Source organism: Motilimonas thetidivivens (genome assembly GCF_046452435.1).
In the GTDB taxonomy this organism is placed as follows: Bacteria; Pseudomonadota; Gammaproteobacteria; order Enterobacterales; family CBDFNC01; genus Motilimonas.
In genome coordinates this window covers 398670-414753 of the sequence record NZ_JBKFDK010000001.1, presented here as the reverse complement: position 1 = coordinate 414753, position 16084 = coordinate 398670, and the positions used below count along the sequence as shown (strand labels likewise).

The 16084-nt window shown below is 45.0% G+C and carries 17 protein-coding genes; 14 read left to right on the top strand and 3 right to left on the bottom strand.

Annotation, left to right across the window (positions count from 1 at the left end):
- Positions 1-56 precede the first annotated feature (56 nt).
- Complete coding sequence (locus tag ACK8OT_RS02070) at positions 57-791, bottom strand: terminase gpP N-terminus-related DNA-binding protein (RefSeq protein WP_410194836.1); 735 nt, start codon at positions 789-791, stop codon at positions 57-59.
- A gap of 227 nt (positions 792-1018) precedes the next feature.
- Between ACK8OT_RS02070 and ACK8OT_RS02065 the strand changes: the two genes are divergently transcribed.
- Complete coding sequence (locus tag ACK8OT_RS02065; protein ID WP_410194835.1) at positions 1019-1810, top strand: 4'-phosphopantetheinyl transferase family protein; 792 nt, start codon at positions 1019-1021, stop codon at positions 1808-1810.
- A 107-nt stretch (positions 1811-1917) separates the two neighbouring features.
- Here ACK8OT_RS02065 and ACK8OT_RS02060 read toward each other — a convergent pair whose 3' ends face one another.
- On the bottom strand, positions 1918-2349 hold the full coding sequence (locus ACK8OT_RS02060) for an acyl-CoA thioesterase (RefSeq protein ID WP_410194834.1): 432 nt from the start codon (positions 2347-2349) through the stop codon (positions 1918-1920).
- 215 nt (positions 2350-2564) lie between these two features.
- Here ACK8OT_RS02060 and ACK8OT_RS02055 point away from each other — a divergent pair, with 215 nt between their 5' ends.
- From ACK8OT_RS02055 to ACK8OT_RS02040, 4 genes are read left to right on the top strand one after another with little or no spacing between them, the layout of a single operon-like run.
- Entirely contained in the window at positions 2565-3614 is a 1050-nt protein-coding gene (locus ACK8OT_RS02055; protein ID WP_410194833.1) for a 3-oxoacyl-ACP synthase III, read from the top strand.
- Positions 3614-4507 carry an alpha/beta fold hydrolase gene (locus ACK8OT_RS02050; RefSeq protein WP_410194832.1) on the top strand — a complete coding sequence of 298 codons (894 nt, stop codon included), beginning with the start codon at positions 3614-3616 and terminating at the stop codon, positions 4505-4507. Before ACK8OT_RS02055 ends, ACK8OT_RS02050 begins: the two co-directional genes overlap by 1 nt.
- A gap of 34 nt (positions 4508-4541) precedes the next feature.
- Entirely contained in the window at positions 4542-6203 is a 1662-nt protein-coding gene (locus ACK8OT_RS02045) for a fatty acid CoA ligase family protein (protein WP_410194831.1), read from the top strand.
- Between the two features lie 16 nt (positions 6204-6219).
- Positions 6220-7218: an NAD-dependent epimerase/dehydratase family protein gene (locus ACK8OT_RS02040; RefSeq protein ID WP_410194830.1), complete on the top strand. Its 999-nt coding sequence runs from the start codon at positions 6220-6222 to the stop codon at positions 7216-7218.
- 32 nt (positions 7219-7250) lie between these two features.
- Here ACK8OT_RS02040 and ACK8OT_RS02035 read toward each other — a convergent pair whose 3' ends face one another.
- Positions 7251-7736, bottom strand: a complete 486-nt coding sequence (locus ACK8OT_RS02035) for a hypothetical protein (protein WP_410194829.1) — start codon at positions 7734-7736, stop codon at positions 7251-7253.
- Positions 7737-8022: 286 nt separating this feature from the next.
- Here ACK8OT_RS02035 and ccoN point away from each other — a divergent pair, with 286 nt between their 5' ends.
- From ccoN to fnr, 9 genes are all read left to right on the top strand, one after another.
- The gene (ccoN, locus tag ACK8OT_RS02030) at positions 8023-9450 is read left to right on the top strand and encodes a cytochrome-c oxidase, cbb3-type subunit I (protein WP_410194828.1); all 1428 of its coding nucleotides are present in this window, start codon (positions 8023-8025) and stop codon (positions 9448-9450) included.
- Positions 9451-9463: 13 nt separating this feature from the next.
- Positions 9464-10102 (top strand): cytochrome-c oxidase, cbb3-type subunit II, encoded by a 639-nt coding sequence (gene ccoO, locus ACK8OT_RS02025; protein WP_410194827.1) that lies wholly within the window; start codon positions 9464-9466, stop codon positions 10100-10102.
- A gap of 14 nt (positions 10103-10116) precedes the next feature.
- Entirely contained in the window at positions 10117-10308 is a 192-nt protein-coding gene (locus ACK8OT_RS02020; protein ID WP_410194826.1) for a cbb3-type cytochrome oxidase subunit 3, read from the top strand.
- Positions 10308-11279, top strand: coding sequence for a cytochrome-c oxidase, cbb3-type subunit III (ccoP, locus tag ACK8OT_RS02015; protein WP_410194825.1), 972 nt, complete (start codon positions 10308-10310; stop codon positions 11277-11279). The genes ACK8OT_RS02020 and ccoP overlap by 1 nt, the downstream gene beginning before the upstream one ends.
- A gap of 92 nt (positions 11280-11371) precedes the next feature.
- A complete protein-coding gene (locus ACK8OT_RS02010) occupies positions 11372-11854 on the top strand; it encodes a FixH family protein (protein WP_410194824.1) in 483 nt (160 codons plus the stop codon).
- Positions 11841-14234: a heavy metal translocating P-type ATPase gene (locus ACK8OT_RS02005; RefSeq protein ID WP_410194823.1), complete on the top strand. Its 2394-nt coding sequence runs from the start codon at positions 11841-11843 to the stop codon at positions 14232-14234. Before ACK8OT_RS02010 ends, ACK8OT_RS02005 begins: the two co-directional genes overlap by 14 nt.
- On the top strand, positions 14231-14440 hold the full coding sequence (ccoS, locus tag ACK8OT_RS02000; protein WP_410194822.1) for a cbb3-type cytochrome oxidase assembly protein CcoS: 210 nt from the start codon (positions 14231-14233) through the stop codon (positions 14438-14440). The genes ACK8OT_RS02005 and ccoS overlap by 4 nt, the downstream gene beginning before the upstream one ends.
- Positions 14437-15117, top strand: a complete 681-nt coding sequence (locus tag ACK8OT_RS01995; RefSeq protein ID WP_410194821.1) for a sulfite exporter TauE/SafE family protein — start codon at positions 14437-14439, stop codon at positions 15115-15117. Before ccoS ends, ACK8OT_RS01995 begins: the two co-directional genes overlap by 4 nt.
- Positions 15118-15324: 207 nt before the next feature.
- The gene (gene fnr, locus ACK8OT_RS01990) at positions 15325-16074 is read left to right on the top strand and encodes a fumarate/nitrate reduction transcriptional regulator Fnr (protein WP_410194820.1); all 750 of its coding nucleotides are present in this window, start codon (positions 15325-15327) and stop codon (positions 16072-16074) included.
- Positions 16075-16084: the final 10 nt, after the last annotated feature.

Below are 16084 nucleotides of genomic sequence, written 5' to 3'. Positions count from 1 at the left end.
TCTCTTGTTCGCAGTGCGAACTTATTCTTATGGGTGCAATTAAGCTGGCTGCACCGTTAATTAAAAATGGTTTGATCGCCAAATTTTTCTTTAAATACATGATAATTTTTGGCTAAGGTGCGCCGCATATGAAATGGCGCATGACGCAACACATATTCCATGTATCGGGTTGAGGCCGCTTTGGCGCTGCCTTGATAGATATCTACATACGCCCAATCACTGTCTGGATCACTGGCCACAAACATATACAAACGCTCGCCGCTGGTGTATTGGTCGGGGATCGGCTGTGCCATCACATGCACCACGGGCTGTTTAGCATCGCCTGTTAACTCCAAGGCATGGGCTAAGGTTTCATGGTTAATGGAAAAATGCTGGCAGTTTTGCGCGGCTTCACCAATATGCAACTGGTCAAATTGGCCCGAACGGATCTGTGGCGGATGGGCATCATCTACTTGCGATACCCCATGGCGTTTTAAGCAACGAGCAAGCCCAGAGCGCGACACTTGTGCATTGATGTGTCGCTGTGTGACAGATAACAGTTTGTTTAAGCTAAATTTTAAGATCAACTTCAGCTGTACCACCACATATTCTTGGGCAGGAGTGAGGGTTGTGTTCAATTTTGACGGAATATTCGATGCGTCTTTAACATTTTCGCGTTTTTTCCATTTACGTACCGTTGCTTCACTGATATTTAACAAGCGAGCAAGTTTTGCAACAGGTAAATCCGAGGTTTGGATAAACTCACGCATTTCAGGCGTGGTGGTCGCATTAGCATGGCGCTTATCTGTCATCAGACTGCTTTACCTGTTGTTTGAAAAATAAATACATCATTCTAGCTATCGAAATCCGTTGGTTTTGCCGTTCTTTGCTAAAGTTAGCTAAGCGGTGGCTTTTTATTGGAATCAGTTGATCATGCCACATTTGGCCGTCAGATTACCTGAGACACCGGCACGAAACAATGTGCCGGAACAATCCTAAGCGACATTCGTCGGATTGGGTGCTTTTCTAGGGAGAAATAATGTCAAAATATGATCTAGATCTCGCCAGAGTAGAAGTTATTTACTCTGATTTGAGCAAAATTTCCGCACAATCATTAGAAGAGCTATCGGCAATTTGGTGCACACCTGAAGAGATAACCGAACTCAACCAATCGCAAAATCAAGGCAAAAATCAATCTCGGTTACTAAGTCGTATGCTACTTCGCTATGCCCTAAAGCTGATGCATCCGAAGATTAATCATTTACATTGGCATATCGAAAACAATGCTATGGGACAAGCGGTTTTACAAGGACGCCTTGATCGGCTCAATAGCCTAAAACTGCCTCGATTTAGTTTTTCTTATAGTTATCCTTATGTTGCTGTTGCATTTCATCGAGAAGCGATTGGACTCGATATCGAAGTGCATGATGCTGAGCTTGATTATCGCAGTATTGCCGAAAACTTTTATTCCCCCAGCGAAATCGCGTTGATGGATTCATTGCCAAAATCAGACAGGCAAACCTTTTTTTATCATTTATGGACGATTAAAGAAGCCAGCGCGAAAGCCCTTGGCAGTGGTTTACGCATGAAGTTAACCAATATCAATGTCGATCACGACCCGAAAGATCTTTTAACCGAATATGGACATGTTCCTGTGCGGATTTTTGACAAAAAAGAAGTGTTTGATAAAAGTACCGGGATGAAATTACGCAAACGCGTGATGGTAAAAGAAATGTACAGCCAATGGTTTATTATTAAACCAAATGTGCACTTTGCCATTACTCAAGATCACGCCAACCCCATTGCACTGGAGTATATCGAGTGGGATTAAGGCTTTAAACAAAGGGCGCAGTTTAATTCCATTGCGCCTTGAGCTTTTTTAACCTGAACTTCGGTTAAGCTAATAGCGGCATGACTGCAGCTCCCACAAAGCTGAGCTTATTTAGATTCCAGCAATTGCAATACTTCTGACGGTAACGGACACAAAGCTCTGGCTTGGTTCATACATACCATTTCAATTTCAGCGGTCACTGCGGGCTTAGTGCCATTGGGGCGCCAAATTTCTTGTAACCAGATAGAGCGGTAGGGCCCGTCAAAGTAAAATTGGGTTCGCACATCTATCACATCAGCAAACTCAACCCCTTCAAAACAGCCCATATTGGTTTTGTAAACGGCAAAGCCTATGCCTTGTTGTTGCCATAGTTGCGCCAGCATTTGCGCCCCGATCACGTGCTCACGCGCCCGTTCAAAGTATTTTAAAAAATTGGGATGATAGACGACGCCAGAAAAATCCGTATCTTCATAATAAATTTGCACCGGGTAGTGATAGATTTGGCTTAACTGAATATGCTCAGGCAAGGTTCGCTTCATAACTAGGTTCAACACCGTGGCCAGTAAAAATAAGTTGACGCTTTATAAACAATCCCCTTCTCCACTGCAAGTGCTGCTTGTTTATGCAGCAATAAATCAAAGAATCTCCATTTGCATTGCATTTAACGGCACAAAACGTTGCATCTTATTTTTTTTCTTGTTCCAATGAGCCGTTTTTTTATCGACCGTAATAAGATAAGGCTTTTTCCACTCAGATGAATTACTCCAAGGTCTACGTTAACAGCATTGCTTACGAACTTGCGCCGATTGCAGTTTCCAGTGAAAGTTTAGAAACTAAACTGGCGCCGATTTATGACAAATTTCGCATCCCGAAAGGGCAATTAGCCGTGTTAACAGGCATTGAAGAGCGTCGCTGGTGGCCAGAGCATACCAAGGTGAGTGACGGTGCCATTAAAGCCGCGCAAAAAGCCATACAAGAAACCGAGATTAACATTTCAGATATCGGCGCTGTGGTTTACACCGGCGTTTGTCGTGACCAACATGAGCCAGCCACGGCATGTCGTATCGCAAGCCAGTTAGGCGTGGCCAATAAAGCCAGTATTTATGACATCAGCAATGCCTGCTTAGGCGTGTTAAGCGGCATGCTCGATATTGCTAACCGCATTGAACTTGGCCAGATCAAGGCCGGTCTTGTGGTGTCATGTGAATCGGCGCGCGATATTGTTGATACCACTATTGCCAAAATGCTAGCAAACCCAAGTATGCAAAACTTTGCCGCGGGTCTAGCCACCTTAACCGGTGGCTCTGGTGCGGTTGCTGTGCTGCTGACCGATGGCAGCCTTAATTTAGCCAATACTCGCCAGCACAAACTTGAATCTGCCACCACCCTCGCCGCGCCTGAACATTTCGATTTATGTTACTGGGGCATGGAAGAAATTGCCAAAGGGGTGTTTAAAGAAAACATGCGCACCGATGCGGTGTCGTTACTTAAGCATGGTGTGGCGCTAGCTCAGCAAACTTGGCAGGAATTTCTATCCAATGCGAGTTGGCAAGCCGAGCAAGTAAATAAAGTTATTTGCCATCAAGTAGGATCGGCCAATCGTAAAAATGTGCTTGAAGCACTTAATATCAATCCCATTAAAGAATTTCCAAGTTACCAAAAGCTGGGCAACATGGGCACGGTTTCATTACCTGCCACGGCGGCCATTGCTCATGAACAAGGCTTTTTACAGTCGGGCGACAAAGTGGGCTTTTTAGGAATTGGCAGCGGCTTAAACTGCATGATGTTGGGGTTAACTTGGTAATGAAAACAGCAGCTCAATACTCGCCTTATCAAGCTCATTTTCTCGATCGAAATGGCCTTAAGTATCATTACATTAATGAAGGCCAAGGCAATCCAGTGGTGATGGTTCATGGTAACCCCAGTTGGAGTTATTACTACCGTGATCTTGTCGCCGCGCTCAAGGATAATTATCAAACGATAGTGCCTGACCATATAGGTATGGGTCTGTCGGATAAACCAAATGATGACGTTTACGACTATACGCTAGACTCGCGCATTGATGATCTTGAAGCCCTACTGAAACACCTTGGCGTTAACAAAAACATTACCTTAGTGGTGCACGACTGGGGTGGCATGATAGGCATGGGATACGCAGCGCGCTATCCTGAGCAAATCAAAAAGATTGTTGCTTTAAATACCGCAGCATTTCACATGCCAACAAGTAAAAAATTACCAACACGTTTATATCTTGGTCGCAATACCAAGCTAGGCGAGGTATTGATCCGCGGCGTTAATGCGTTTAGCTCCCTTGCCTCTTATATCGGAGTCAAACGCAAGCCTATGCCAGCCGAAGTACGCAAAGCGTTTGTTGCACCCTATAACAATTGGCAAAATCGCATCGCGACAGTGCGGTTTGTACAAGATATTCCATTACAACCCGGCGATAAGGCTTACGCGACGGTCAGCAATATTGAAGCCAGTTTGAGCCAGTTTAAGCAATTACCCGTTTTTCTGGGTTTTGGTTTACAAGATTTTGTTTTCGATAAGCATTTTCTTGACCGCTGGCAAAGCTTTTTCCCAGATGCAGAGGTTCATGCCTACCCTGATTGTGGCCATTATGTGTTACAAGATGCGGCGCAAGAGCTTATTCCCCTGATCAGTAACTTTATTCGCCAAGAACATTCATCAAGCTAGGCTCCGGCCTAGCGTGACTCAGCGCGGTAACATTATGACTCAAGCAAGCAATAATGCAGTTAATATTGCTAATCATCTCACCACCATGGCCAATCAACATCCTGATAAGCTGGCCATTGCGATCCAACAGCATTCACTGTTTGGTAAGGTAGCGCATTACACTGAGTTAAATTTTGCTCAACTTGAAGCAGAAGCTGACTTGTGTGCTTGGGCACTTCATCAACACGGGGTGCAAAGCGGTGATAAAGTTGTGTTAATGGTTACCCCCAGTGTGGATTTTTTTGCCCTTACCTTTGCCTTGTTTCGCCTTGGCGCGATCCCGGTTTTTGTGGATCCGGGAATGGGAATAAAAAACCTTAAACAATGTTTTGCTGAGGCTGCACCCGATGTATTTATTGGTATTGATAAGGCGCATATTGCAAGACTGTTATTTGGTTGGGGACGCGCATCAATCCGCATCAATATTACCGTTGGTCAATTGGGTTTTTGTGCAAAACTCGCTAGGTTAAAGGCCAAAGTTAGTGCCACATCTTGCTTCCCCGCGGCTGTTGCCGCCTCGAAACAAATGGCAGCTATCTTATTTACCAGCGGCAGTACCGGCATTCCAAAAGGCGTTGTTTATAGCCATTGTATGTTTAATGCGCAAATTGACGCATTACGACAAGATTATGGCATTAGTCCCGGCGAGCGCGATCTGGCTACTTTTCCATTATTCGCTTTATTTGGCCCTGCCCTTGGCATGGCATCCATTATCCCTGATATGGATGCGAGCCAGCCGATTAAAGCAAACCCAAATTATATTTTTGCCGCCATTGAGCGTTATCACTGTAGCAATCTGTTTGCCAACCCGGCATTAATGGAAGTGTTAGGTCAGGCCGGACAAAAACAAAATGTGCGTTTGACGAGTTTAAAGCGGGTCATTTCAGCAGGCGCACCGGCGACGCCAGCCTCGATTGCACGCTTTGAAACCTTGCTTAATGACTCAACACAAGTGTGGACTTCTTATGGCGCGACGGAATCATTGCCCGTCAGTAAAATAGGCAGTCATGAGCTGTTACGAGATACGCAGGTGATCACAGATCAAGGTGGCGGTATTTGCGTGGGGTATCTTGTCGGCGATTTAAAAGTTCGGATTATTGCCATTACCGACGAAGTGATCCAAACCATGAGCCAAGCGCAACCATTGGCAACCGGCCAAATTGGTGAAATATGCGTCCAAGGTCCCGTGGTATCTGAGTCATACTATCAACGCGTTGGCGCCACTGCGTTAGCCAAAATAGCCGATGGTAAAGGCGGTTTTTATCATCGCATGGGCGATGTTGGTTACCTAGATGATGCTGGACGACTGTGGATGTGTGGTCGTAAAAGCCATCGCGTTACCTTGCAAAATACCGAGCTTTATACCTTAAGTTGCGAGCGCATCTTTAATCTTCATCCGGATGTCAATCGTACTGCCCTAGTAACAGTTAAAGTGGCTGGCATAAGAAAGGCTTATCTTTGTGTTGAGTTAAATCCAGCTGCACAAGTGAACCAAGATGAATTATTCATGCAATTGAAACAATTAGGCGAGCAATATAAGCACACTAGCGAAGTGGAAGGGTTTTTAGTTCACCCTAAGTTTCCGGTCGATGTACGCCACAACGCAAAAATATTTCGCGAGAAATTGACGGTCTGGGCACAGGCTAAACTAGGCTAATAAAATAGGTTGATTAATGAAAAAAGTGTTAGTAACCGGCGCAGGTGGTTTTCTTGGCTTAGCATTGGTGAAGTTGCTAATATCAAGAGGAATTAGCGTTCACGCATTGATCCGCCGTGATAATGACCAGCTTAGTCAACTGGGTGTAACCATCTTCAAAGGAGACTTAACCGATTACGCCGCCGTTGAAGACGCTGCGATTGGCTGTGACACGGTTTTTCACGTTGCGTCTAAAGCGGGTGTTTGGGGTGACGAAGCCGATTACATTGCCTCAAACATCACAGGCACAAAACATGTTATCGAGGTCTGTGAAAAATTAGCCATTTCAAGACTGATTTATACCAGCACCCCAAGTGTTATTTTTTCGGGTAAAGATGAAGACGGCGTAGATGAGTCCGCTCCCTACAGTTGTAAACCTCTAAACCACTATACAGCCACCAAAATTGCGGCTGAAAAAATGGTCTTGGCAGCGAATTCGGCCACTTTATATACCACAAGCTTACGCCCACATTTGATTTGGGGGCCAGCCGATCCGCATTTGATCCCGCGCGTGATCAGCAAGGCAAAAGCCAAACGCTTAGCCTTAGTTGGCCACCAAGATAAATTAGTCGACACCGTCTATGTTGACAATGCCGCACTCGCCCATTATCAAGCAGCGATTGAACTCACTCAGGGAGCTCGCTGCGCTGGTAAGGCTTACTTTATCACTAATGATCAGCCTGTTACCATGGCTAAGATGCTAAATGACATTCTTCACGCTGCGGGCTTGCCGCCAGTGAAAAAAAGAGTTAGCAGCCAATTAGCTTATGCTGTTGGTGCTAGCTTGGAGTGTATATATGGCGCGCTGCGCCTGCGCCAAGAGCCAGCCATGACTCGCTTTGTCGCCAAACAATTAGCGACGGCTCATTGGTTTGATATTAGCGCCGCTAAAAGGGATTTTAATTACCAGCCGCAAATCAGCATGGCACAAGGGATGACATTACTCACCGAGTATTTAGCAGCGCAAGAAGTCTGATCTCACGGCAAACGCCAATCGTATAAAAATGCTTAGTGATTACGCATTTCAAAATCGAACACGGCGCTGCCCGTTTGTTCATTTTGTGTCAGCTCTAGTGTCAGCTGCCAAATCATTTTTTCGGTTATACAAGCACCTAGAAGCAACTCGCCTTGATATTGGTCGGCTTGCTTTTGCTGATTAAAGATAACCGGTATGGTGCCCATAAACATGTCCTTGCCCTTTAAATAGGCTTTACTTATTTGCATGCCCGGAGCGAGCGCCAGTTCAAGTTCAATGGGGGTTTCGGCAATGATCTTGGTCTGCGCGGGCGCTTTAATCTGTATCTCAGTAGCAAACACTTGAGCTGTACAGCCTTGACTAAAATCACACAAGTTAGATGATTGCGCTTGCGTAGCTTGGCCCGTCTGGGTAACCGATGGCGTTAAATTTGGTGTTAAGGTTCGATAGACAAAAGCCGCAATTAACACAGATAAAACCACTAAGATTTGGATGATGCGTTTTAACTCTAACTTCATGTCAAATAATTCCTATTAACCCTATTTTGTGTAGGTTTTAATCAATTGCTGTTTTTGTTAGCAGATTTAGTTAACAAATTTGTTCGCCATTAACAATTTAGCTGCACTGCGGCTGTCATTGTAACGTTTTCTGCAGTAGAATTCGCATCGAATATTGTGTTTACAAAACTCCTTGCTTAACTAAGTAGGGTTAGCCAGTTTTGTAATTCGACACATATTTGCTAATTGTTTCGTGAATAACGCTAATTTACGTGGTAACAATGGACAGCAGCGGAAGCATAATAAAATGACAAGCCATATAGAAAATCAACCTGACTACAACTATACAGTTGTACGCCAATTTACCGTGATGACTATCATCTGGGGTATAGTTGGCATGAGTCTCGGTGTGTTAATTGCAGCCCAATTAATTTGGCCAGCATTAAACTTCGAGACCCCTTGGCTAACTTATAGCCGTTTACGCCCTCTTCACACTAACGCCGTTATTTTTGCTTTCGGTGTCTGTGCTTTGATGGCAACTTCCTTTTACGTGGTACAACGTACCTGTCAAGCAAGATTGTTTGGTGGCCCGCTAGCACAAGTTGTGTTTTGGGGTTGGCAGTTGGTGATCTTATTGGCAGCCATTACTTTACCTTTGGGTTACACCACAAGTAAGGAATACGCCGAGCTAGAATGGCCAATCGATATTTTGATTGCCGTAATTTGGGTGATTTACGCTATCGTGTTCTTTGGCACGATTGTTAAGCGTAAGACATCGCATATTTACGTTGCTAACTGGTTCTTTGGTGCGTTCATCATTACCGTTGCGGTACTCCACATAGTAAACAGTGCAGCAGTGCCTGTGTCTATGATGAAGTCTTACTCTGCCTACTCAGGCGCAGTAGACGCTATGGTGCAATGGTGGTATGGCCATAATGCGGTAGGTTTCCTACTGACCGCTGGTTTCTTAGGTATGATGTATTACTTCGTTCCTAAACAAGCGGGGCGCCCTGTTTATTCATACCGTTTATCGATTGTTCACTTCTGGGCACTGGTTTCTGTGTACATTTGGGCGGGTCCTCACCACCTACATTACACTGCGCTACCTGACTGGGCTCAATCCCTAGGTATGATCATGTCACTTATCTTATTCGCTCCATCTTGGGGTGGTATGATCAACGGTATCATGACGTTATCAGGTGCTTGGCATAAACTTCGCTATGACCCAATTTTACGTTTCTTGATTGTTTCGTTGTCTTTCTATGGTATGTCTACCTTTGAAGGCCCAATGATGGCAATTAAGACGGTTAACGCATTATCACACTACACCGACTGGACTATCGGCCACGTACACTCAGGTGCACTCGGTTGGGTTGCCATGGTGTCTATTGGTGCGGTTTACCATCTGATCCCGAACTTATTTGGCCAAGGCAACATGTACAGCACTAAGTTAGTGAACGTGCATTTCTGGTTAGCAACGGTCGGTACGGTTCTTTACATTGTTGCAATGTGGATTTCAGGTGTTATGCAAGGTCTGATGTGGCGCGCAGTAAACGCTGACGGTACATTGACTTACAGCTTTGTAGAATCACTACAAGCGTCTTACCCATTCTACTTTGTTCGTTTCTTAGGCGGCGCAATCTTCCTAAGCGGTATGCTAATCATGGCTTACAACGCTTACAAAACGATTGTTGCACCAAAAGGCTCTTTGCAGCCAGAACCGCAAGCAGCTTAAGGAGTAGCCTAGAATGAAACATGAATTAGTCGAAAAGAACATTGGTTTAATGGCTATCTTGATTGTGATTGCAATCAGTTTTGGTGGCCTTGCGGAAATCACGCCGCTGTTATTCCAAAAAGAAACGACTCAGCCTATCGATGGTTTACGCCCTTACTCTGCTCTTGAGCTTGAAGGTCGTGACATTTACATCCGTGAAGGTTGTAGTGTATGTCATAGCCAGATGATCCGTCCTTTCCGTAGTGAAACGGAGCGTTACGGTCACTACAGTGTGGCAGGTGAGCACGTTTGGGAGCACCCATTCCTTTGGGGTTCGAAACGTACCGGTCCTGATCTAGCACGTGTAGGCGAGCGTTATTCTGATGAATGGCACCGTGCGCACTTAATCGATCCTCGTTCTGTGGTTCCTGAATCGAATATGCCTGGTTTCCCATGGCTTGAAGAGAATGAACTCAGTGGCGAGCTAACAGCGAAGAAGATGGAAACGTTTAATATGCTAACCAAAGGTAGTTGGCATACTGACGAGCAAGGCAATGCTATCCCACTGTACTCAGCTGAGGACATTGCTGGCGCATCTGATGCGGTTAAAGGTAAGACAGAAATGGATGCATTAATTGCATACCTTCAGTCTCTTGGTCATGCACTTAAATAATTGGGGTGGTTAATATGGATTACGGAACATTCAGTGGCTTATATACCGGATTTTTAATTGTAATCTTTATTGGCATCATCGCCTGGGCTTACAGTAGTAAAAATAAATCGTCTTTCGATAAAGCCGCCAATCTGGTTTTTGCCGATGATGAAGCCATTGCAAGTAAGCCAAGTGCCGACAATAAAAACGCAGGAGCGAATTTATAATGAGTACTTTTTGGAGTATTTGGATAACCGTGATCACCCTAGTGGTCATCATAGGTTGTGCTGTTCTTTTGTACTGGTGTGCAAAAGATAAAATGGGTGTTGAAGAAGGTAAGTCCATGGGACACTCCTTTGACGGCATCGAAGAATTGAACACAGGCTTACCTAAATGGTGGGTGGGATTATTTGTATTTACCATCGTTGGATGTGTAATTTACGTTTTACTCTTCCCTGCTTTTGGTGGTTTTGGTAACGGCCTGCTGGGCTGGACCAGTGCAGATCAAGATATCGTTTCTAAACAAGATTCGATTGAACGTGCTGCCACATCAAACTCGCAGTATCAACGTGAAGTGAACAAGGCAAATGAGCTTTATGGTGAAGTGTTTAAAGCACTGACCCATAATGAGCAAGGCCAGTACATTGCCGTTGAGCAAGTAGCGCAAAACCCAGAAGCTGTAAAAGTAGGTCAACGTCTGTTCTTACAAAACTGTGCTCAGTGTCATGGCTCAGACGCCAAAGGCTCAACTGGCTTCCCTAACCTAACCGATAACGATTGGTTATATGGCGGCACTGGCGACATCATCAAGACTACCTTAATGGAAGGTCGTAAAGGTATGATGCCAGTGGGTGGTTTATTAACACCTGAGCAACTTGAAGGCGAAGGTCTGCAAAACATCGTTTCTTATGTACTTAGCTTAAGCGGCCGTAAAGTAAACGCGGTAGAAGCGCAAAAAGGTAAAGAAATGTTTGGTACCTGTATGGGCTGTCATGGCGCCGATGGTACGGGTATGCAAGCACTTGGCGCACCTAACCTAACTGATAACATTTGGTTATACGGTGGATCACGTAAAGCGGTTGAAGATACCTTACTTCACGGTCGTAACGGTGTGATGCCTGCTTGGAAAGACATTTTGGGTGAAGATAAAGTTCATATTATCGCAGCTTATGTTTACTCGCTGTCTAACCCACAATAATAAATATTAATTCTTACTCAAAACCCCGAATTTTCGGGGTTTTTTTTTGCCTTTTTGTTACAATTCGCAGGTTCACATTAAGGAGTAATGCAGTGAAAAATAAATGGTATCAACAAAGCTCGGTTTGGCTCATTATCCTCTTACCTATGGCGGCTGTGATTGCTGGTATCAGCACCGTTATGATTGCTCATGACAATAAAGTCGACCTCGTTGCCGAAGATTATTACAAGACAGGTAAGGCCATAAATGCCGACCTATCAAAATTAAATAATGCCCTTAATTTAGGCATTACCGTCTCATTAAATATGGATGGTGATAACGGCACCGTCGCCATTGCAAGTGGTGATGTTCCGGCAAATAAAGCCCTTAAAATCAGTTTTTACCATGCCACCTTATCTGGCCGCGACTTTACAACCATGCTCTCGGCTGATGCTTCTGGGAACTATCGATTTACTTTCCCAAGCCAGATCGAAGGAAAATGGGCAGTTAGAGTTGAGCCTTTTGATGCCAGTTGGCGCGTACAAGAAAATGTAACCTTCCCTATCACGCAGGTGATACTCGATGGCAAACAATAGTTTTTCTGGCTGCTTTCATTGTGGCGAGCCCATCCCGCCCAATAGCCAATTTTCTATTACCTTTAATGGTGAAAACAAACGTATGTGTTGCCCCGGCTGTGAAGCCGTGGCACAAACCATTATTGATAGCGGGTTAGCCTCTTATTACACCCACCGTACCGAGCCTGCACAAAAAGTTGAAGGACTGGTGCCCGCTGAGCTAAATTCCCTTAATTTGTATGATCTCGAAGAAATTCAAAATGATTTTGTACAGCACAATAAATCGCTGCAAGAGGTTATGGTGTCCATTGATGGCATCACCTGTGCAGCTTGCGCTTGGTTGATTGAACGTCAATTGCGGGTGTTGCCTGGACTGGCGTTTATCAATGTGAATACCACCTTGCACCGTGCAATTATTCGCTGGGATCCCGAGCAAATAAAACTCAGTGATATTTTAAAGGCCATTGCTCAAGTGGGCTATCGCGCCCTTCCCTTTCAAGCTGACGAGCAAGAAAAACAATATCGCGAACAAGTACGCAGTTACATGAAACGTGTGGGGCTGGCAGGTATTGCCACCATGCAAGTAATGATGTTTGCAGTCGCCTTGTATGCGGATCTCTTCACCGGTATGGAAGAGGAGTTTCGTCAATATTTCCGCTGGGTAAGTATGATTTTGGCAACGCCTGTATTGCTTTACAGCGCACAGCCTTTTTATTTTAACGCCCTTCGCAACATTCGAAACCGCACCTTGGGCATGGACATCCCAGTCTCCATTGCTTTATTAGGCGCTTATATTGCATCTACCTATGCCACCATCACGGGTACCGGTGAAGTCTTTTTTGAATCCATCTCCATGTTCACTTTCTTTTTGCTTATCGGACGCATGCTCGAGTTAAGAGCAAGGCGTAAAGCATCCGAGAGCGGCAACAATTTAGCAAAATTAATGCCCAAAATGGCTTGGCTAAAAGTAGGCGATTCGGTTGAGCATATACCGGCTAAACTACTGCGCGAAGAACAACTCGTGCTAGTAAAACCAGGTGAAACCATCCCAGCCGATGGCATTATCGTCAATGGTAAATCCTCCATTGAAGAGTCGATGTTAACAGGCGAGCATATGCCCGTTATTAAAGCTTTGGATGAGCCTGTTTACGCCGGAACAATCAATCTTGAAAGCCCAATTACGATGATCGTCAAACAGACGGGTCAAGCGACCTTAATTGCCGATATCATCCGAATGCAAGATCTGGCTCAAGCCGAAAAACCCCGAATTCAGGTTGTAGCAGATCATGTCTCGCGTTATTTTGTCGGTGCGCTACTCATTTTTTCGGCCATTACTTACACCGCTTGGCTTTATGTTGCGCCCGAGCATGCATTTTGGGTCACCTTATCGGTATTGGTAGCAACCTGCCCCTGTGCTCTGAGTTTAGCGACCCCAACGGCGCTGACCTGCTCCACGGCAACACTCAATAAACTAGGGATTTTAATCCGAAAAAACCACGTTTTGGAAACCTTGGCGAAAGCCAACTTGTTTGTGTTTGATAAAACAGGAACCTTAACTCAGGGCAAATTTTCGGTCGCTAATACTCATGTTTTTTCAGCACAAAATAAAGCTCAGTCCCTCGCACTGGCAGCCGCATTAGAGCAACACTCTGAACATCCCATTAGCCGCGCATTTGCGCCCTACAAGCAAGCAAATATTAAGGTCGATCAGGTCACTAATGTTCCTGGAGAAGGCTTATATGGCCAATTCCAAGGGCAAACTGTACGGTTAGGTAATCCTGACTATTGCGGCGTTTCTGTGCCAGTTGAATCGCGCTTACTCTTGATTGTCATGACTATCAATGACGAATTGGTGGCTGCGTTTGAACTCACCGATGAACTACGGGAAGATGCCAAAGCAACATTTAGCCACTTTAAACAACAAGGGGTTAATACCGCAATGTTGACCGGGGATGGCTCGGCTCAAGCGCAAATCGTTGCTGACCAATTAGGCATCAAAACCGTAATTTCTGGCGTTACACCTGAGCAAAAGCGCGAAGCGGTGCAACAATTCCAGCATGAAGGTAGTATTACCTTAATGGTCGGTGACGGTATTAACGATGCACCCGTTTTATCTCAAGCTCATGTGTCGGTCGCCATCGGCAGCGGCACCGATGTGGCAAAGAACTCAGCCGACGTGATTTTGATTGGTGATTCGTTACGCAAATTGGCGAAGGCGCGTCATCTTGCTAGACAGACACGCGATGTAATTAGGCAAAACTTAGCCATTTCCTTGGGTTATAATTTGTTTATTCTACCCTTGGCTGCCACCGGTCATGTGCCTCCCTATATGGCCGCACTGGGGATGTCATTAAGCTCGGTTGTGGTAGTAACCAACTCATTGAGGTTGTTAAAGAAATGAGCATAATTTTCATGCTAATACCTATCGCTATCTTGTTTGTAGCCATAGCGATTGGTCTGTTTTTTTGGGCAGTACGCTCCGATCAATTTGAAGATTTAGATCGCGAAGGCGTTAACATATTGTTTGATGAAGATGACTCGCAGGCTCGCAATCAAGCCAACTCAGCATCAGAAGTTCATTGCGATAAGCCTAATACGCCCAAATGACGGATTTCTATGCTGCTTTCTTCATTGGTCTACTAGGCGCAGGTCATTGCTTAGGTATGTGCGGTGGCGTTGCCAGTGCCATGACCTTCTCTGTCGACCCCAAGGCCGGCAAGTCTCAACAGTGGCTAACCTTGCTGCTCTATAATCTAGGACGTTGCTTGAGCTATGTTTTCGCTGGAGCTTTGATTGCAGGGGGAGCAGCGGCACTCAGTCAGCTATTTGATGTAAAACAAGCACTCATCTTACTTCGCTTGCTGGCCGCTATCATGATGTTGCTATTAGCCCTATATATCAGTCGCCTGTGGTTGGGTTTGCAAAGCATCGAAAAAGCGGGTCAACATATTTGGCGCAGGATCCAGCCCATCGCGCAGTTTTTTTTACCCCTCAAGCATCCGTTTTATGCTTTACCTCTTGGCATGGTATGGGGCTGGCTACCGTGTGGTTTGGTCTATTCAAGCCTTTCTTGGGCTGCAGTGAGCGGCAGTGCCGTAAATGGGGGGTTAATCATGGCTGGATTTGCCTTAGGCACCCTGCCCGCCATGGCCACCATTGGTTTACTCAGCCATTCAATTGGGCGAGTCATCCAATCTAACTGGTTTAGATATAGCGGCAGTGCATTATTGGCACTCTATGCCATTCACACTGGCTACATCGCAATTAAACAACTGATTTATTAATTATAAATCTATTTTTAATAGACATATAACTAGCCTTTCTCACTCTGACTCGACTTAATTTCATTGCTAAAGCAAGTTTATTTTCGCATTTTTAAGGCGTTATCACTTTTTGGCTTTCAATTCACCTTCTGCGGTTATTCTGCTATTTAAACTCAGGCAATAAATGTTACAATATTGATATATATCAAGTGGAGATTTCGGGTAAGTATGAAGTCCGAGAATAAAAATACCAGACGCATCCAGTCAGGTGGCTGTGAAATACACTGTCAAGATTGCAGTATCAGCCAACTTTGTATTCCTGTTAGCCTTAATGAAACTGAGCTTGATCAGCTCGACAACATCATAGAGCGAAAAAAGCCAATTCAAAAGGGTGAAGAGCTGTATAAAGCTGGCGAAGATATGCGAGCATTGTATGCCATTCGTTCTGGTACCGTTAAGTCCTATACCATTACCGAACAGGGCGACGAACAAATTACCGGTTTTCATCTAGCTGGCGATCTTGTTGGTTTTGATGCCATCAACACCGGCCGTCATCCAAGTTTCGCGCAGGCCCTCGAAACCTCGATGATTTGTGAAATCCCATACGATACCTTGGATGATTTATCGGGCAAGATGCCTAAGCTGCGTCAGCAAATCATGCGCATGATGAGTAATGAGATCGTTGGCGACCAAGAAATGATTTTATTATTGTCTAAGAAAAATGCGGAAGAACGTTTAGGCGCCTTTATTTATAGCCTGTCACAACGCTTCTCTGAACGTGGATTCTCACCTCGTGAGTTTCGTTTGTCGATGACTCGAGGCGATATCGGTAACTACTTAGGCCTTACCGTAGAAACCATCAGTCGTTTACTCGGTCGGTTCCAAAAAAGTGAAATGATCGCCGTTAAAGGTAAATACATTACCATTATCGATCATCAACAATTAGCTGAAGTTGCTGGCGCGACTAAAGCCGAATAACTACCAGCGC